This is a genomic window from Vibrio marisflavi CECT 7928 (assembly GCF_921294215.1).
GTDB classification, from domain to species: domain Bacteria; phylum Pseudomonadota; class Gammaproteobacteria; order Enterobacterales; family Vibrionaceae; genus Vibrio; species Vibrio marisflavi.
The window spans coordinates 2,851,324-2,869,707 of sequence record NZ_CAKLDM010000002.1; the positions used below are offsets into that span (position 1 = coordinate 2,851,324).

16 protein-coding genes are annotated in these 18,384 nt (G+C 42.7%); 11 read left to right on the forward strand and 5 right to left on the reverse strand.

Annotated elements, in window-relative coordinates; translation table 11 throughout:
• Positions 1 to 25 precede the first annotated feature (25 nt).
• The 4 genes from L7A31_RS19900 to L7A31_RS19915 all read left to right on the forward strand — a co-directional run bounded on the left by L7A31_RS19900 (position 26) and on the right by L7A31_RS19915 (position 4,611).
• Positions 26 to 1,579 carry an ABC transporter substrate-binding protein gene (locus L7A31_RS19900; RefSeq protein ID WP_237363479.1) on the forward strand — a complete coding sequence of 518 codons (1,554 nt, stop codon included), beginning with the start codon at positions 26 to 28 and terminating at the stop codon, positions 1,577 to 1,579.
• Positions 1,580 to 1,645: 66 nt separating this feature from the next.
• Positions 1,646 to 2,623, forward strand: a complete 978-nt coding sequence (locus L7A31_RS19905; protein ID WP_237363480.1) for an ABC transporter permease — start codon at positions 1,646 to 1,648, stop codon at positions 2,621 to 2,623.
• A 4-nt stretch (positions 2,624 to 2,627) separates the two neighbouring features.
• Positions 2,628 to 3,566, forward strand: a complete 939-nt coding sequence (locus L7A31_RS19910; RefSeq protein WP_237363481.1) for an ABC transporter permease — start codon at positions 2,628 to 2,630, stop codon at positions 3,564 to 3,566.
• Between the two features lie 133 nt (positions 3,567 to 3,699).
• Entirely contained in the window at positions 3,700 to 4,611 is a 912-nt protein-coding gene (locus L7A31_RS19915) for an SPOR domain-containing protein (RefSeq protein WP_237363482.1), read from the forward strand.
• On the opposite strand, the gene L7A31_RS19920 is transcribed toward L7A31_RS19915, so the two are convergent.
• On the reverse strand, positions 4,583 to 5,380 hold the full coding sequence (locus tag L7A31_RS19920) for a chromosome partitioning protein ParA (protein ID WP_237363483.1): 798 nt from the start codon (positions 5,378 to 5,380) through the stop codon (positions 4,583 to 4,585). The genes L7A31_RS19915 and L7A31_RS19920 overlap by 29 nt on opposite strands.
• A gap of 110 nt (positions 5,381 to 5,490) precedes the next feature.
• Here L7A31_RS19920 and L7A31_RS19925 point away from each other — a divergent pair, with 110 nt between their 5' ends.
• The 3 genes from L7A31_RS19925 to L7A31_RS19935 all read left to right on the forward strand — a co-directional run bounded on the left by L7A31_RS19925 (position 5,491) and on the right by L7A31_RS19935 (position 8,981).
• Positions 5,491 to 6,387 (forward strand): response regulator, encoded by an 897-nt coding sequence (locus L7A31_RS19925; protein WP_237363484.1) that lies wholly within the window; start codon positions 5,491 to 5,493, stop codon positions 6,385 to 6,387.
• A gap of 273 nt (positions 6,388 to 6,660) precedes the next feature.
• Positions 6,661 to 7,257, forward strand: coding sequence for a cysteine dioxygenase (locus L7A31_RS19930; protein ID WP_237363485.1), 597 nt, complete (start codon positions 6,661 to 6,663; stop codon positions 7,255 to 7,257).
• A gap of 98 nt (positions 7,258 to 7,355) precedes the next feature.
• Positions 7,356 to 8,981 carry a peptide ABC transporter substrate-binding protein gene (locus L7A31_RS19935; RefSeq protein WP_237363486.1) on the forward strand — a complete coding sequence of 542 codons (1,626 nt, stop codon included), beginning with the start codon at positions 7,356 to 7,358 and terminating at the stop codon, positions 8,979 to 8,981.
• Positions 8,982 to 9,031: 50 nt separating this feature from the next.
• On the opposite strand, the gene L7A31_RS19940 is transcribed toward L7A31_RS19935, so the two are convergent.
• Both L7A31_RS19940 and L7A31_RS19945 read right to left on the reverse strand, forming a co-directional pair.
• The gene (locus tag L7A31_RS19940) at positions 9,032 to 9,850 is read right to left on the reverse strand and encodes a VUT family protein (protein ID WP_237363487.1); all 819 of its coding nucleotides are present in this window, start codon (positions 9,848 to 9,850) and stop codon (positions 9,032 to 9,034) included.
• On the reverse strand, positions 9,816 to 10,367 hold the full coding sequence (locus L7A31_RS19945; protein WP_237363488.1) for a helix-turn-helix domain-containing protein: 552 nt from the start codon (positions 10,365 to 10,367) through the stop codon (positions 9,816 to 9,818). Before L7A31_RS19945 ends, L7A31_RS19940 begins: the two co-directional genes overlap by 35 nt.
• Before the next feature lie 664 nt (positions 10,368 to 11,031).
• Here L7A31_RS19945 and tsgA point away from each other — a divergent pair.
• Positions 11,032 to 12,225: an MFS transporter TsgA gene (tsgA, locus tag L7A31_RS19950; protein WP_237363489.1), complete on the forward strand. Its 1,194-nt coding sequence runs from the start codon at positions 11,032 to 11,034 to the stop codon at positions 12,223 to 12,225.
• 218 nt (positions 12,226 to 12,443) lie between these two features.
• Entirely contained in the window at positions 12,444 to 12,962 is a 519-nt protein-coding gene (locus L7A31_RS19955) for a cytochrome b (protein ID WP_237363490.1), read from the forward strand.
• A gap of 59 nt (positions 12,963 to 13,021) precedes the next feature.
• Here L7A31_RS19955 and gorA read toward each other — a convergent pair whose 3' ends face one another.
• Both gorA and L7A31_RS19965 read right to left on the reverse strand, forming a co-directional pair.
• Complete coding sequence (gene gorA, locus L7A31_RS19960; RefSeq protein WP_435532908.1) at positions 13,022 to 14,389, reverse strand: glutathione-disulfide reductase; 1,368 nt, start codon at positions 14,387 to 14,389, stop codon at positions 13,022 to 13,024.
• 50 nt (positions 14,390 to 14,439) lie between these two features.
• Entirely contained in the window at positions 14,440 to 15,279 is an 840-nt protein-coding gene (locus L7A31_RS19965; protein ID WP_237363492.1) for a 23S rRNA (adenine(2030)-N(6))-methyltransferase RlmJ, read from the reverse strand.
• Positions 15,280 to 15,569: 290 nt separating this feature from the next.
• Between L7A31_RS19965 and L7A31_RS19970 the strand changes: the two genes are divergently transcribed.
• Both L7A31_RS19970 and prlC read left to right on the forward strand, forming a co-directional pair.
• Entirely contained in the window at positions 15,570 to 16,076 is a 507-nt protein-coding gene (locus L7A31_RS19970) for a hypothetical protein (protein ID WP_237363493.1), read from the forward strand.
• A gap of 193 nt (positions 16,077 to 16,269) precedes the next feature.
• Positions 16,270 to 18,312 carry an oligopeptidase A gene (gene prlC, locus L7A31_RS19975; protein WP_237363494.1) on the forward strand — a complete coding sequence of 681 codons (2,043 nt, stop codon included), beginning with the start codon at positions 16,270 to 16,272 and terminating at the stop codon, positions 18,310 to 18,312.
• Positions 18,313 to 18,384 lie beyond the last annotated feature (72 nt).

Here is an 18,384-nt window from a genome sequence, read left to right on the forward strand (position 1 = left end):
TTAATCCCGCAAAGGAGTCATGCAAATGAAAAGCATAAAAGGCACATTAGCTGCTGCGATGATGGCAGCTAGCTTGAGCTTCGGTGCAGTGGCAGCAGATATTACCGTCGCGTATGACGCAGACCCAGTATCTCTCGATCCTCAAGAGCAATTATCAGGTGGTACGTTGCAGATGTCCCACATGGTGTTTGATCCTTTGGTGCGCTACACCCAAGACCTTAGCTTTGAGCCGCGTTTAGCCGAAAAATGGGAGCGTGTTAACGATACAACCTTCCGCTTCTATCTGCGTAAAGGCGTAAAGTTCCACTCAGGTAACGACTTCACTGCTGATGATGTAGTGTGGACTTTCGACCGTTTGAAAGAATCTCCAGACTTCAAAGCAATTTTCGAACCTTATACAAAAATGGTTAAGGTTGATGACTACACAGTCGATCTAGTGTCTGCAGATGTTTATCCACTAGTGCTACAAACCGCGACGTATATCTTCCCGATGGATCATAAGTTCTACACTGGTAAAACTGCTGATGGGAAAGACAAGTCAGAAATCGTTAAGCATGGTAACTCTTTTGCTTCTACTAACACTTCAGGTACAGGACCGTTCACTGTATCTGAGCGTGAGCAGGGTGTAAAAGTGGTATTTGATCGCTTTAAAGGTTACTGGGATAAGGCTTCGAAAGGCAACGTTGATGAATTAACTTTGGTGCCAATCAAAGAAGACGCGACTCGTGTTGCTGCACTTCTTTCTGGTGATGTGGACATGATTGCTCCTGTTGCGCCAAATGATCATAAACGTGTAGCGACTGCTCCGGGTATCGACTTGGTAACTTTGCCAGGTACGCGAATCATTGAGCTACAAATGAACCAAAACAGCAATGAAGCCTTAAAAGATCCACGTGTACGTCAAGCCATTGTGTATGCGATTAACAATGAAGGTATTGTTAAGAAAATCATGAAAGGCTTTGCAACTACAGCGGGCCAGCAAGGTCCGAAGGGCTACGCGGGTTACGATCCAAACTTGGTACCTCGTTATGACCTTAAAAAAGCTAAGCAGTTGATGAAAGAAGCGGGTTATGAGAAAGGCTTCAACCTAACCATGATCGCGCCAAATAACCGTTATGTAAATGACGCGAAAATTGCTCAAGCTGCAGCAGCGATGCTGTCAAAGATCGGTATCAAAGTTGACCTTAAAACAATGCCAAAAGCGCAATATTGGCCAGAGTTTGATAAGTGTGCAGCAGATATGCTGATGATTGGTTGGCACTCAGATACAGAAGATTCTGCAAACTTCTCTGAGTTCCTAACAATGACGCGTGATGAGAAAACAGGTCGTGGTCAATATAACTGTGGTCACTACTCAAATGCTGAAGTTGATAAGTTAGTTGAAGCTTCCAATATGGAAACTGATCCAGCTAAACGCTCTGAAATGCTTCGCAAAGTAGAAGACATTCTATACAGCGACGCAGCGTTCGTTCCTCTACACTGGCAAAACCTTGCTTGGGGTGCGAAATCAAATGTTGATATTCAGCCAATTGTAAACGCAATGAACTATCCGTACTTCGGTGATCTTGTTGTGAAATAGGGCTTAATTAGCCACCTAAAGACATACTTTGGGTGGCTTTTTTATTGATTTATTAAAGGGGAAGAAATGTTTTCATTTCTGGTCAAGCGCCTGTTTCAGGCACTGATAGTGATGTTTGTGATCAGTCTAGTGGCGTTTTCCATTCAGGATAATCTGGGTGACCCATTGCGTGAGCTTGTCGGGCAGTCGGTTTCTGAAGCTGAGAGACAGCAGCTTCGAGATGATCTAGGACTTAACGACCCATTTCTGACTAAATATTCTCGATTTATTGTTGGGGCGCTGCACGGCGACCTTGGCACTTCATACTTTTTTAAGCGCCCAGCTGTTGAAGTGATTTTAGACAAGCTGGTGGCGACGCTTGAGCTGGTCTTTGGCGCTTCTGTGCTAATTATAGTGTTATCCATTCCTCTTGGCGTGTATTCAGCGATACACCCAAAAAGCTGGTTCACCAAAGCGGTAATGGCGTTTAGTAGTATTGGCATCTCGATTCCGGTCTTTCTGACTGCAATCATGCTGATGTATGTATTTTCTATCGAATTAGGCTGGTTACCGTCCTACGGCCGGGGAGAAACAACAGCTCCGTTTGGCTGGCAGTCTGGCTACTTTAACCTTGACGGTCTTGCTCACCTAATTCTTCCATGTGTTTCTCTTGCTTCGATTATGTTGCCGTTGTTTATACGGTTAGTGCGTTCTGAAATGGTAGAGGTGCTGAGCTCGGAGTACATTAAATTCAGTAAAGCGAAAGGTATCGCACTGAAAAAAATCTACTATCAGCATGCTCTTAAAAACACCATGTTGCCAGTATTGACTGTTGGTGGGGTGCAAATCGGGACCATGGTGGCGTACACAATTTTGACCGAAACAGTGTTCCAATGGCCGGGTACAGGGTTCTTGTTTTTAGAGGCAATCAACAGGGTAGATACACCATTAATCACCGCCTACGTTATTTTTGTCGGTTTAATATTTGTTGTGACGAACACCATTGTCGACCTGATGTACGGAATCATAAACCCAACTGTTAACTTAACGGGTAAAGGAGCCTAATCGTATGAGTCAAACAACGACAGCTCCATCAACTTGGCAGCGTTTCAAACAATCTGATTTTCTCTATTATTTCTTACGCGACAAAGTGGCGATGGTCAGCTTTGCCGTGTTCATGGTGCTATTTGTACTGGCTTTAGCCGCACCAATTGTTGCACCGTCTGATCCTTATAAACTCTCCGCTATCGATATTATGGACTCTGAACTGCCTCCATCCTGGTTGGAAGGGGGAGAGCCTCAGTTCGTCTTGGGTACGGACGATCAAGGCCGAGATATCTTATCGACTATCTTATATGGCTCGAGATTGTCATTGACCATTGGCTTCTTAGCCGTTGGTTTGCAGTTGATTCTAGGTATCGTTATCGGACTGTCTGCGGGTTATTTTGGTGGCCGAATTGATAGCTTCTTAATGAGATTTGCGGATGTTCAGCTTTCGTTTTCAACCATGATGGTCGCTATCATTGTATCGGCAATTTTTAAGGCCAGTTTTGGCAGTGAGTTTTATAGCCAATATGCCGTGGTGATGCTGGTGGTGATTATTGGGGTGGCGGAATGGCCTCAATATGCTCGTACTATTCGTGCTTCCGTATTGGCAGAAAAGAAAAAGGAATATGTCGAAGCTGCTCGGGTGATGGGCTTTAAGGCCCCAAGAATTATGTTCCGTCATATTTTACCAAATTGTCTTTCGCCAATCTTGGTAATTTCTACTGTACAAGTGGCAAATGCCATCATGTCTGAGGCGGCACTTTCTTTCCTTGGATTGGGCTTGCCGGTTGATCAGCCTTCGCTAGGTTCATTAATCAGTATCGGTTTTAACTATATATTTTCAGGGTCTTGGTGGATCACCATCTTCCCTGGCATTGTGCTGGTTGTTTTGGTGTTAGTGATTAACCTTCTTGGGGACTGGTTACGGGATGTGTTCAACCCGAAAATTTATAAAGGCTAATAGATTAACGAGTTAGCTTAATATCGCTATAAATAGAGAGCCGCGTAGAAACGCGGCTCTTTTTTTGCATGTATATTTACCATTAAAACTCGTCAAAAAGTTTACTCATATATGTACCGAGTGGGTGATGAATATGAAGATGGAACCTTCTCCTTTTATACGCTGCGCTGCGTTATCGCTGATTGCAGTATTAAGTGTTCTTTGGACACAAAGTGCGGCTGTGGCCGAGGGATTTTTGTGCAACGCGAGCCAAGCCTCTGATAGGCAGCTTGCAGTATTAGATACAGCTTGCCCGATCGGCAAAGGGATGTGGGGAAAAAAAGCCCCGAAAAGTAAGCAGTCTAAATTTTGGATTCAATGTGGCATCCTCGATACCCCCATGACATTGGATGTGGCAAAAAAGCTCTATAAGCAAATCACAACTGATGTGTGGATGAAGCGTGACGGCAAAGGCTACCGCTGTTTAATTGGACCTTACAAGAGCTTCAAACAGGTCAATGCTGATCTTAGTAATATCAAAAAAATCCCGCGTTATCGTGATTCTTTCATTAGAGAGGTCGCTTCAAAGCAAGCTCGTAAATCAAAGGCGAGAACAGTAGCCTCACCGACAAACTATGCGAGGAAGTCATCTGAGCTTCAAGCCAAACCGAAACTAAATAGCGCCGACCAAACACGTGATGATAGCCCAGAGATTCGTGCTCAGACTCTTATTGATGGTGTGGTTTACCGAGTCCCGTTTTTAGGTGAAAAATCGCAGCAGTACTATATGGAAGGTGATAAACCATGGAGCAGACTTAGCTATTCGACTGCCAACCAAGTTTGTCATCGGTTGGGAATGAAGTTGCCGACGGTCTCTGAGTGGGATCGCCTACTAGGTTCAAAAGTGATGAGTGATGGTTCGTGGCCTGTTTATATTCCCTATTGGGGAGATAACAAAAAAGGTCTTTTTGCTAACGGTAAAACCAACCAGTTGAAAGGTGATTCTTTGTTAAATGTTGTTTGCGTAAAGCAAGAGACTAGGGCTCTGGCTTTTCGATCTCCTTGAGTAAGGTGAGGAACTTCTTCTCGACAAAATCTTTTTCTTTGGTCAAATTCGCCAGCTTTTGCTGCGCTTGCGTGAGTTCCTCCTGAACGGCCTCGATCTCTAGGTTACCATCTCCGCTGCCTTGTTCTTTAAGTTGGTTTATGGCTTGGTCTTGTTCCTCAATTTGTCGTTTATATTGATTCAAAGTGGCGATGAGCTCTTTCTTTTCTTGCTCTAGTTTATGTAAGCCTTTCGCTTGAGAGATTTGAATATATTCTTCTTCCAGCTGAGCGAAGTTTTTTTGTAGTTTGTCATTCTCTGCTTTTAAACTTTCCACTGTTTGAAATTGGCTGTATAGCTTTTCTTTGGTTTTTTTAAGCCCTTGTATACTGCGCTCCAAATCGCTTTTTAGTTTTTTGATTAACAAGTGCGAGGAGTCTAGCTTTTTGTTGAGGTCATCAAGAGCGGATTGATCCTGACTGGTCATTGGCTTATCGGAGGCTGATTGCTTGATGGTCGTAACTTGGTTTTCTAATGAGTGATGGACCTCGACCAGATCGTTGAGAGTTTTCGTATTGTCAGAGACCGTTACCAGAGCATTATCCACGGACTTTTGCACCAGAGTTAACATTTTTTGGTCGACGCCACTTCCTGCTACGGTGCGTGAAAAATGACGAAACTCGCGTAGGATAAGTAACAGTATAAAGAACCATGCCGCAAGAATAAGCAAACCAAAATCTAACGCCAGTGCTTTAAGTACGTTTTCTGTCAATAAGTGATGCCATTCCATTCTTTGCTCCCACTCAGCAAATATCATCCATGTTTTAGACATAAGTTTAGTTGTTACAAAAATTTATGCCTATACTTTGAACAGGTTAAAGCAGCTGGTTATAAATATTTGTGAAAGTACTTATTGTTGACGACAGTAAAGCAACGCTAGAGATCGTCAGAAGGGCACTAGAAAAGTACAGTTATCGACGTCTGTATATCAAGAAAGCTTCAACAGCAGTCGATGCGCTTGCGGTCATTGGTAGTTGGCACCCAAACATTGTGCTGACGGATTGGCACATGCCTGACTTGTCGGGTCTAATGCTAGTACAAGAAATCGATAAGCGTGACCTAGATATTAAAATTGGCATGATAACCACGGTGGATGATGAAGAGGAGATAGGTAAAGCAGAGAAAGCGGGTGCCAGTTTTGTATTGTCAAAGCCTTTTGAAGACAATGATCTACACAAGAAATTAAAACCACTTGTACGTGGTATTGAAGATAGTGAAATTGTGCCGAGCACCAATGCAGGCCCTAAAGATGATTGGGCTTTACCACGCTTGCCGCAGCTAGAAAAAAACATTCAGCGAGCTATCAATCCAAACCTTCGCCTAAATACCATCAAGAGACAGAAATTTGATGAAAGTAAGCTACCATGCTTAATGGCGGTGTTTGAAGATAGCGTTCTAAAGAAGCCTAAAGTTGTCGCGCTATTGGATGTGTACGCGATATGTACCTTTTCCAAACGTAATAACAGTATCACCGATGAGCAATTGCACGATGCCGTGCATAGCAACGCTGTTACCAAAGAAATGATAGATGCTTGTCAGGATGTCCTAGACAAATCGGCAATCACCTTTGTAGATAAGCACACCCGTCGCAGCCTAAAACTGAAAAACGTCAGCTTTATTCCTGAGAATTTCGACAAGCTTGAAGTCATGTACTCTAAGGAAGAAGACAAGCGCTTAGACTTTGCTTGTCAAATTGACATGTTGGCGCAAGGCAAAGTCACTCTCGTCGCTTTTTAAGCACATATTCTACCCTCGTCTGTGAGTATCTGCAGATCCCTGCATCTTTACTAATTATTTTTTCTCCTCAGAAAATCGAAGATCTATTGGCTGCAATAGGCTGAATAATTAATATCTTTTCTCTGTCGATGGTGAAAAATATTACCCCTATTGACTATTTTTAGGGTCAACTATTCCATAAAAATCATTGATAGTGGCAAATTTGTGTGTATTATGTAAATAAGATGTAAATTGGCCGCAAGGGAAGGCCGCTATCATTTAGGAGGAAACAGTATGAGCCAATCGTCAGGAAATTTAGAGTCACAGTCGGTGTTGCCATTAATGTTTAATGATGAGCAATCATTGACTTACCATGATTTTATCCAGCAGTTAGAGCATACTACTAAGCCTCTGTCTATTTCAGCTATACGCTACGTGCTAGAGAACTTGCACCTTAGTCAGCATGAGATAAAAAAATTAGCAGAATTTAAAGATGACTCTTACTGTAGAAAACGTTTGTTCAAGAACGAACATTGCGAGGTGTTGATGCTCAGTTGGCTCAATGGCCAACGTAGTAAGATACATGATCACTTGGGCACTTCTTGTGGTGTTAAGGTACTCGCAGGAGAGGCGACGGAAACCGTTTTTGAGCGCGCGCCGAACAAACACATATACGCGACAGAATCGAATATTTACGAAGCGGGTAGTGTGACTGCTAGCATCGATGATGACATCCACCAAATCTCAAATCTTCAAGCAGATAACGAAACGCTGGTTACCATCCATATCTACTCTCCACCGCTAAAGCAATTTCGTTTATATAAATTGGAAAGCGCTGAAACCAATTGGTTTGATTCAGAGAGCATGTCATCTTGGATTTATGAAATTTAATTGTGTCTTTTAATTGCCCATAATAGTTACAATTACTGAGCTAATTGTATGTTATTATTAATTTTTTTAATGTTAACTATAAATATCGTGGGCTATTAATGAAACAAACATTCTTCTCATCTATATTGATCTCTGCATCAATGGTTGCCGCTCCATTTAGTATGGCGGCTAACGTTCCCTCAGGTACCGTTCTCGCCAAAAAACAAGAACTAGTAAGAGGCAACGGTGCTGAAGCTGCAACTTTAGACCCTCTAAAAGCCGAAGGTTTAGCAGAGATGCATATCATTCGCGACCTGTTTGAAGGCTTGGTGATTCAAAACGAAAACGGAGAAGTTATTCCGGGTGTTGCTAAGCGTTGGGTAAATAAAGGAAACAAGGAATACACTTTCTATTTACGCAAAGACGCTAAGTGGTCGAATGGCGACCCTGTGACTGCCCAAGACTTCGTATTTGCGCTTAGACGAGCGGTTAATCCTAAGTTTGCTTCTCCGAATGCTTGGTATATAAAAATGACCAGCATCCACAATGCAGCAAAAATTATTGAAGGCACGCTGCCAGTCGACAAGCTGGGTGTGAAAGCATTAGATGATTATACCTTGCAGTTTACTTTGGATAAGCCATTACCTTACTTTATCCCTATGCTTACGCACACGACAATGATGCCATTGGATAAGAAAGTGGTGGAAAAGTATGGTGATAAATGGACCAAGCCAGAACATATTGTCTCAAATGGCGCATTTGAGCTGAAGAAGTGGGTTCTGAACGAACGGTTGGTCATGGTGCGCAACCCATACTACTGGGATAACAAAGACACGGTTCTTAATAAAGTCACTTACATTCCATTTGAAAACCAAACTGCAGCGATTAACCGATATAGAACGGGCGAAGTGGATATTACTTCTGACGTTCCAAACGGCATGGCTGAAGAATTGAAGCGCGACTACAAAGATGCCTATCAGGTTACGCCACTCCTGTGTACTTACTATTATGTGTTCAATATGAGGCACAAACCTTTTAATAACCTAAAAGTAAGAAAAGCCGCGTCATATAGCATCATGCGCAATATCATTACTGAAGATATTACCAAAGTTGGCAATATCCCTGCGTATACGTTTACCCACAAGGACACGGCAGGTTTCCATGCCACTCAGCCACCGTATAGCCATTGGACACAGAAAGAACGAGATCAAAAAGCTAAAGAGCTGATTGATTCCGCTCATGAGCAAGGTTTTCATACCACTCTGCTATACAACACGAGTGAGAATAATAAGAGTATCGCGGTGGCAATTGCCTCAATGTGGAAAAATACTCTAGGTGCGAATATCACGCTGGAAAACCAAGAGTGGAAGTCTTACTTGTCTTCTCGTCAAGAAGGTGACTTTGATGTGATGAGAGCTTCTTGGTGTGGAGACTACAATGAAGCTTCAGCGTTCTTATCGATATTTACTACAGGTAATAGTCGTAACTATGGTGGCTACAGCAATCCTAAATACGACGAAATCATCGCGAAAGCGACGGTTGAGACGAACTTGAAAAAGAGACAAAAACTCTATGATGAAGCTGAGCATCTTCTGTCTCAAGATATGCCTATCGCGCCAATTTACTTCTATATGCAGGCAAGGTTGGTTAACCCACATGTTGGTGGTTTCCCGAAACACAACGCAGAGGGAAGAATTTACTCGAAAGACTTGTATATAAAAGCAGATACGACAAGTAAAAAATAGTAGATAAAAAAACAGCCGCTCATTAGAGCGGCTGTTTTCAATGAGCTAGATTAGTTTTCTTGCGTAGTCTGCGCTGATAAGTTTTTATCCACCATGGTATTAAAGATATAAACCAATAAATATGTCACAGGGATAAGTACTACAGCATAACCAATCTTAAACGAGTAGTTATCGATGATTTTTTGGATTAGCGTTGCATTTGCTGCTGTGTTGAAGAACGCAAGAATCCAAATAATGGTGTAGGCAATTTGACCAACCACACTCGATGCCAACGTTTTCAGCCATAGCTTCTTATTGTAAAACTTGTCATTCAGCTTTCTAAATACAAAGTTATTCAATTGGTCAGAGGTCAACACACAAAGCATGTTGATTAAATACAGCTTGATCAAAGGATGGAATACATTGTAATACTCGCCGCCAATGTTCAATACATTGAAAGAAATGTAAATCATCAGAGACGCTAGGGCGCATATGCTCGCGCCGATATAAACCGTCGTTTTGGCGTATTCATATCTTAGTGTCGCGTTAATTACATCCAACATAGCGAAGGTTAGCGGGAAGATTAAAATACCGGCTGGCTGATATGTACCTAGGATTTTTATTGTGTGTGGCGACATTGGGATCGCAATTAATAAAAAGCCGATATATAGGGCTGTAATAAAGCCATACCACTTCATGCGTTGAAGTTCATTTCTTGGGTTGTGCCTACGACTTACCCCACGAATCGTTGTACGGTCTTTTTTATCAAAAAGCTTAATGAGCTCTTTGTCGATCAGCGCATCTGCGTCTTCTGAAATAGTTAAAGATCCAGATTCATTGGTATAGTGAACCTTCTCATCTTTCACCATGACAAGTTTTAATTGTCTCATTGTTTATTAACTCTTTGCTAATGGTAGAAGTTACTTTCCCTATAAGCGTATAAGAATCATCTAGTTGGCTTGGGTACCAAGATATTTGCGATAAAGACTCATGTCGATACAAGGTTTTTAGTCGCCCCAACTGATGAAACAAGTAAGGTCCTTCTCCTAGTCGATCCGCAATGATAAGCAAATTTTCGCCATCATCAATCACTTTTAGATCTTCAGAGATATTTAAATCGGTATTCCAAACACCAACTTCAGTCAAATTGAGATCGACCAAAGCTAAAATCGGATAGTTGTATTGGTGAGTATTAGTTTGCCCTTGGCCTGTTAGTAGCCAGTTTTCCGAGACATCTAACGCTTCGGCAATTTTCCCTATGTGTTTGCGGGGATACTTGATCCGGCCTGTTGTTATGTTGCTAATGTGTCCCCGTTCAATGCCAGATTTATGGCACAAATCGGCTTGACTCATTCCTCTCATAAAGAGCGCTTCTTTTATTCTATCGCCGACAGTTTCAGTATTCATTGTAGGGATCTATCTATTGAGTTGTAGTGACATTATTGAGTTGAATGTGTTCCATGCAACAGACGAATTGTAGCTGAAAATCGTACTTTTTACAGCAGGAGAATTGTTTTTTAATACAACACAAATTAAAAAGTATTTTTTTTTAATACTTGATGTGTTAATGTGCGCTCTGAAGTTATTCATACGCTGTTTGAATGACTTCACTTCAACGCTCTTGTATAGCCTAAGAGTGTTGAACATAGCCAACTGACTTTACCCGCCTCTTCAACGGGTATTCGATATTTATATTTAGCCCGCTACCCAATAGCGGGTCTTTTTTTGCCTGCTACTTTCTAATTTTCCCTTTTTCAAATTGCTCATATAAGCCAATAGCACCACTCTATTTTCGTTATTGCGCCACGAATTGGCCGTCAGCACGAAGCTAAATAAACAGAATCAGTTATTAACAAAAATTTATATCCATATTTCAGTCTTAATGAGATATCTGTCACATGTGTGTCATATTACGTTAAATAGAATTCCTCCCAAGCATTTCAGGTCAACTTGATTATAAGTTGTTGATATAAAACAATAAAAAATACAAATAAGTCTGACTAACCCATAGGGCTACGTAATGTGGTTCTTAGTGAAATAATTCGACTCTACCTTACTTGCAGGTGTCTATATGAATAACCGAAACCGAATTCAGCTTACATGGATAAGCTTCTTGTCTTATGCCCTCGTTGGTGCGCTAGTTGCCGTAACGGGTATAGTGATGGAGCCTGTAGCAAACTTTTTCTCTATTCCTGTTTCAAGCATGAGCAACACGTTTACATTCCTTAATGGAGGGATGTTAGTTGCGATTTTCCTCAATGCTTGGTTAATGGAAATCATTCCGCTCAAACGCCAGCTAAACTTTGGCTTTTTGCTGATGATTTTAATGATCATTGCATTAATGCTAACTCATAGCTTGATGGTGTTCTCGCTGTGCATGTTTGTATTAGGCGTGATGGGTGGTATCACCATGTCGATTGGTACGTTCCTTATCACTCGTCTTTACGATGGTCGTCAGCGTGGTTCGAGGCTGCTGTTCACGGACTCATTCTTTAGTATGGCGAGCATGATATTGCCAGCTATCGCAGGTTACATGTTAGGTAAGCATGCACCGTGGTACTGGGTATATGCTGTGATTGGCCTCATTTATGTCGCGATCTTTGTTCTAACTTGGATTTCTGAGTTCCCGCAGCTAGGCAAGCAAGCTAACTCTACTGAGAAAACAAGCAGCGAAAAGTGGGGAGTAGGTGTTTATATCCTTGCGATTGCAGCGCTTTGCTACATTCTTGGCCAGCTAGTCTTCATCTCTTGGGTGCCACAGTATGTGCAAAAAACGTTTGAAATGAGTGTTGAAGAAGCAGGCACTATGGTTGCACGTTTCTGGATGTCATACATGATTGGTATGTGGGTGCTAACTCTAGTATTGCGTTTCGTCGACATGCACAAGCTCGTATTGGTGCTATCGCTGCTGGCTACCGTGTTTATGTACATGTTTAACACCGCGTCTGAAGTCGCTCACTTAGGTTACTGGATTATCGCTCTAGGGTTTGTTTCTAGCGCAATCTACACCACAATTATTACTCTGGCTTCTCAACAAACCAAAGTGGCTTCTCCAAAGCTGGTCAACTTTGTTTTAACCTGCGGTACCACAGGCACGATGTTAACTTTCGTAGTCTCAAGCCCGATTGTGAAATCGTCAGGCGTTCACGCTGCACTGATGACGGCAGATGCACTGTATGTCGTAGTCTTTGTTGCTTGCCTTGCTCTTGGCTTGTTTACAAAACATAAAGCAAACTCAAAACTTGAAGGCGAGCTTGCGCATTAATCTGATTGCTGGAAGGTAAAACAGAAAATCCTACTTGAAGCTGCCACATTCTGGCAGCTTCTTTCTATGAGCAAGCGGATAAGTCACCCCGAACACCTCTCGACAAGCAACCTGATAATCATTATCATTCCCACCTCTTTTATCTTGGCCTGATTGCATAATAAATGTGCTCCGAGCCCCTTTATTCTTCTTATTGAAACTAAATAACGACTTATCTTATGCAGCGATATTCTAGACAACAAATTACTTTCCACTGGCTAAGTTTATTCCTAATTGCAGTGACTTACGCAGTTATTGAATTGAAAGGCTTTATCCCAAAGTCGAACGCATGGCATAACGACTTTAAGTTAATTCACTTCAATGCAGGTGTGTTGGTATTTGTTGTGATGGCTGTTCGTATCTATCTCTACAACAAACACGAATTGCCTAACATTAACCCGGAGCCACCTCAATGGCAGCAAACGCTTGCTTCATGGATGCACAAAATCCTCTATTTGTGCTTTTTCTCGTTGCCCGTTCTAGGCGTAGTGGGGATGATAATTGGTGGTAAACAGTGGGATTTTCTTGGTATTCACATATCGGCGTTATCTAACCCAAATAAAGCCTTATATTCAGACATTAAGGTAGTTCACGAGTATATCGCTAATGCAGGCTATTTTTTGATTGGTATTCATGCACTAGCTGCAATCTACCACCATCATATTGTCAAAGATGACACGCTTAAGAGAATGGTTTGATTAGGTTTGAATATATCTGCTTTACCATGAGACAGGTAAAGCAGATATAAATCAATAACCTACCTCATTGTAACAAATTCTTCTGAGCCAGTAGGGTGGATTGCTACTACTGAATCGAAGTCTGCTTTTGTTGCGCCCATCTTCATTGCGACGCCAAAGCCTTGGATCATTTCATCAACAGCAAAACCGATACCGTGTAATCCAACCACTTTCTCGTCATCACCTGCGCAAATTAATTTCATTTTGCATGGCTGACGGTGTTGAGTTACAGCTGTGTACATCGCAGTAAAGCCAGACGAGTAAACCTTCACATTCTCTTCGCCGAATTTTTCAATCGCTTCTGGTTCAGTTAGACCAATGGTGCCAATTGGTGGATGGCTGAATACCACTGTTGGGACTAAGTCGTAGTCCATTTTTGCTTCTGGTTTGTTATTGAACAAACGCTCGGACAGTTGACGACCAGCTTTTACAGCGACGGGTGTTAGCTCAATGCCGCCTTCCATAATGTCACCAACACAGTAAATACCGTCTACGTTTGTTTGCTGGTACTCATCAACTTTGATATAGCCGCGATCATTCGTTTCAACGCCCGTAACATTCAAGTTAATTGCGTCTGTCGCTGGGTGACGGCCGATAGCCCAAATTAGGGCATCAACATTGTGGCTGTTGCCGTTTTCTAGGTGCAGCGTTAGGCTACCATCTGCTTCTTTTACCACTTCTTTTGGCACAGAATGGGTATGAAGGGTTGGGCCTTCGGCATTCATGACTTCGGTGAGTGTTTCGACGATTGTTGGATCGAAGCTACGAAGTGGAGACTGCTTACGAACGAAAAGGTGTGTTTCACTGCCAAGTGCGTTGAGCACGCCAGCGATCTCTACAGCGATATAACCTGCTCCAATAACCGCAACACGTTTTGGTTGTTCTTCAAGGTCGAAGAAGCCATTGGAGTCGATACCGTATTCAGCGCCTGGTACATTTGGAATTGTAGGACGACCGCCAACGGCAATCAGGATATGATCAGCAGTGTAATGCTGGCCGTTTACTTCTACGGTTTTAGCATCAACAAACTTAGCAAAGCCTTTAATCACGTTGACTTTGTTGTTACCTAGTACGCGATCGTAAGACTGGTGGATACGGCCGATATATGCTTGGCGACTTTCAACCAGCTTACTCCAGTCAAAGCCTTTAACATCTACATCGAAGCCATAGTCTGCAGCGTACAAATTCATTGCTTCAGCCACTTGAGCGCCATGCCACATCACTTTCTTTGGTACACAACCTACGTTTACGCAGGTTCCACCAAGATCTTGTGCTTCGATCAGGGCAACTTTTGCGCCGTACATTGCTGCTCGGTTTGCAGACGCAATACCGCCTGAGCCACCACCAATACATATATAATCAAAATGCGTTGCCGTTGCTGTGTCCAAAATTACTGTCTCCATAATCGTTGTTGTACTTATAGTTAGATTGGGGCGAATTACTCTGGTACAACCCAGTCTAATGTGTAATGCCCAGTCGCAGGCGCTATTGTGCTTTTCAGAAATGGTAGCAGTGTTTTCATCTGCTGCTCCAGCTTCCATGGAGGGTTAATCACAATCATACCGGATGCGGTCATACCACGCTCGTTGGTGTCGGGTGTCACGCCCAGTTCAATTTGTAGGATTTTGCGAATACCAAGCCCTTTTATTGACTCAATCATATCGTCAATATCGCAGCGATTCACCACAGGATACCAAATAGCATAAATCCCAGTTGCCCAGCGTTTATGGGCCTGATAGATGGCTTGTACCACATCGCGATATTCTTTTGCTAACTCGTAAGGTGGATCAATGAGCACTAAACCACGTCGCTCTTTTGGTGGTAGGCTTGCCTTCAAACGCTGGAACCCATCCTCTTTGAATATTGAGACTTGTCTATCGCGATGGAACTCCTGCTGTAACAGAGGGTAGTCGCTTGGGTGCAATTCGGTTAGCACCATACGGTCTTGCTTGCGAAGGTGAGCGCGCGCGACTCTTGGCGAGCCTGGGTAATATTGCAGATCTTCACCTTCATTCAAATTCTTGATTGCATCAAGATAACTTTCTATTTCCTGAGGTGTGTCAGCAGCATCCCACAAACGGCCAATACCAAGCTTATATTCACCTGTTTTTTCTGACCACTCATGAGTGAGGTCATAGCGGCCAACGCCAGAATGAGTGTCGTGATATACAAAAGGTTTGTCTTTTTGCTGCAACGAAGAAAGAATCAAGCTTTGTACAATGTGCTTGATTACATCAGCGTGGTTGCCTGCGTGAAAACTGTGTCGATAGCTCAGCAATGTTATCTCTCATAACGCTAGCGTTAGCGTGTACTGGTGGAATTGCAGGCATTATATACCCAAACGACTTATCACCAAACTAACGGTGTTATCGTCGCCACATTTATCAATGAAGTGAAAGAAAAGAGAGTGCGCATAGAGTAGGGGTTACCGCTAGAAATCGCTAATTACTTCACACACCTCCCAGAATTAAGAGTGTTTTTGCAACTACTTTGAAATGTACATCCGAGGTGATGTAGATTGGAGCTATGTAGTGATAAGGATTTAATCTACAAGGATTTTGTGGAACTATGGCTCGCTTTATTTTTATATTGTGTTTCATTTCATTTGTTTCTCCTTCTTTTGCCTTTGCAAGCCAAATAAATCGATTTGAAATCAAATATCTTTCTTATGTCTATCATGCATATGATCCTGATTATGATGGAACTGAGCACTTTGGGAATCAATTTTTCTCTATCGGATATGACTTAACGCCAAGGCATAATTTCTTGGTCGGAACCTTTAAAAACAGTCAGGATAATCGCTGTTTCGCCACTGGGTTAGATTATGTATGGGCTAACTTCAATAACGGCTGGAGATTCAAGGGAAGTTACTTATATGCAGGAGAGTTCTTCTTTGATGATTTTTCATCGTGTGGTGATGAGGGGGTATATTCTAAAGTCAAAAAAGTCACCGGGGTTGGGTTTGCTCCTTATATAAATCACTATTTTGAATATTCTTTTTCCCATAGTACAGCAATTGCATTTGGTGTTCTTCTGCCTGGTATCGTCGTAATTAACTTCAGTACAAAATTTTGAAGGCTTAGCTTGCGTTGTCTCTAAGCATTCTATGTATGAAGCAAAAACCCATAGCCCGGCTTTGCCACCATACGAGATCAACCACAGTTATTTATTGTAAGTCCTAGGGTGGGATTGAAATTGAGCTAAGTTACCTATATTAACTAGTTATATTCAATTTTCTCCCGCTTGTACCAGCTAGAAGGAACGCTTTATGTCGAACCCGCTTCTTGATTTCACCGATCTGCCTCCTTTTTCGGAAATTAAACCTGAACACGTTAAACCTGCCGTTGAATCAGCAATTGCAGACTGTCGAGCTAAGATCGAACAAGCTTTACAAGACAACTCGAATCCAACTTGGGATAACTTAGTTGCGCCAATCGAAGAGGTGGACGATACGCTGAGCCGTCTATGGTCACCAGTGAGCCACATGAATTCGGTAGTGAATAGTGATGAGCTGCGTGAAGCATACGAAAGCTGCCTGCCTTTACTTTCTGAATATGGTACTTGGGTTGGGCAACATAAAGGCCTGTTTGAAGCCTATAAGGCCATCAAAGCAAGCGAAGATTTTGCAACACTAAGCCAAGCTCAAAAGAAAGCCATCACAGACTCACTTCGAGACTTCGAGCTTTCTGGTATTGGCTTGCCAGCCGATGAACAGCATCGCTATGGTGAGATCAGCAAACGTATGTCTGAGCTTGGCTCCCAGTTTTCTAATAACGTGCTCGATGCCACTATGGGATGGAGCAAACATGTAACTGACAAGTCTCAACTGGAAGGCATGCCTGAATCAGCCCTAGATGCTGCAAAAGCGGCAGCCGAAGCAAAAGAGCTAGATGGTTACTTGCTGACATTAGACATTCCATCTTATTTGCCAGTAATGACATATTGCGATAATCAAGAGCTACGTAAGGAGCTTTATGAAGCCTATGTTACTCGCGCTTCAGATCGCGGCCCAACAGCGGGCAAGTGGGACAATACAGAAATCATTGCAGAGCAGCTGAAGCTTCGTCATGAAATTGCTCGTATGCTTGGTTTTACTTCTTACAGTGAAAAGTCACTGGCAACCAAAATGGCTGAGAACCCTTCTCAAGTGATGTCATTTTTAAATGACTTGGCAGTGAAGGCTAAGCCCCAGGGTGAAAGAGAAGTAGAGCAGCTGCGTCAGTTTGCTAGTAGCGAGTTTGGCGTCGATACATTGGAGCTGTGGGATATTGCCTACTACAGCGAAAAACAGAAGCAGCACTTGTTTCAAATTTCAGATGAAGAACTGCGCCCTTATTTCCCAGAAGATAAGGTGGTGAAAGGGCTGTTTGAGGTAGTGAATCGTGTCTTTGGTATGACGGTGACTGAGCGCAACGGCATTGATACTTGGCATGAGTCAGTGCGCTTTTTCGACATTACCGACAGCAGCGGTGAGCATCGTGGCAGTTTTTATCTAGATCTGTATGCTCGCGAGCATAAGCGTGGTGGCGCTTGGATGGACGATTGTCGTGGTCGTAGGACAACATTGGATGGCTCGTTGCAAACACCAGTGGCTTACTTAACCTGTAACTTCAATAAGCCAGTAGGTGACAAACCAGCACTGTTCACACACAACGAAGTAGTGACGTTATTCCACGAGTTCGGTCATGGAATCCATCATATGCTAACCCAGATCGAAACTGGCGCCGTAGCTGGTATTAATGGTGTTCCTTGGGATGCGGTTGAATTGCCAAGCCAATTCCTAGAGAACTGGTGCTGGGAAGAAGAGGCCCTATCGTTCATTTCTGGCCACTATGAAACGGGTGAACCATTGCCTAAAGAAATGCTCGATAAAATGCTAGCAGCGAAAAACTTCCAGTCGGCGATGTTTATTCTGCGTCAGCTAGAGTTTGGCTTATTTGATTTCACGCTGCACACAGAATTCGACCCAGAAGTAGGGCCAAAAGTACTGGAAACATTGGCAGAGGTGAAATCGAAAGTTGCGGTATTACCAAGCTTGGAGTGGAACCGTTTCTCACACAGCTTCAGCCATATTTTTGCGGGCGGTTATAGCGCAGGCTATTACAGCTACTTATGGGCAGAAGTGCTCTCTTCAGATGCGTATTCTAAGTTTGAAGAAGAAGGTATCTTCAACAAAGAAACCGGTAAGAGCTTCTTAAATAACATCTTGGAAATGGGTGGTAGTGAAGAGCCAATGGAGTTGTTTAAACGCTTTAGAGGCCGCGAGCCACAAATCGATGCTTTGTTAAGACACTCAGGCATCAGCGCATAAAGTTATTTAGGTTAAGCGTAAAGTTATTAGACGAAATAGAACGGGGCTTCCAAAGTTGGAAGCCCCGTTTTT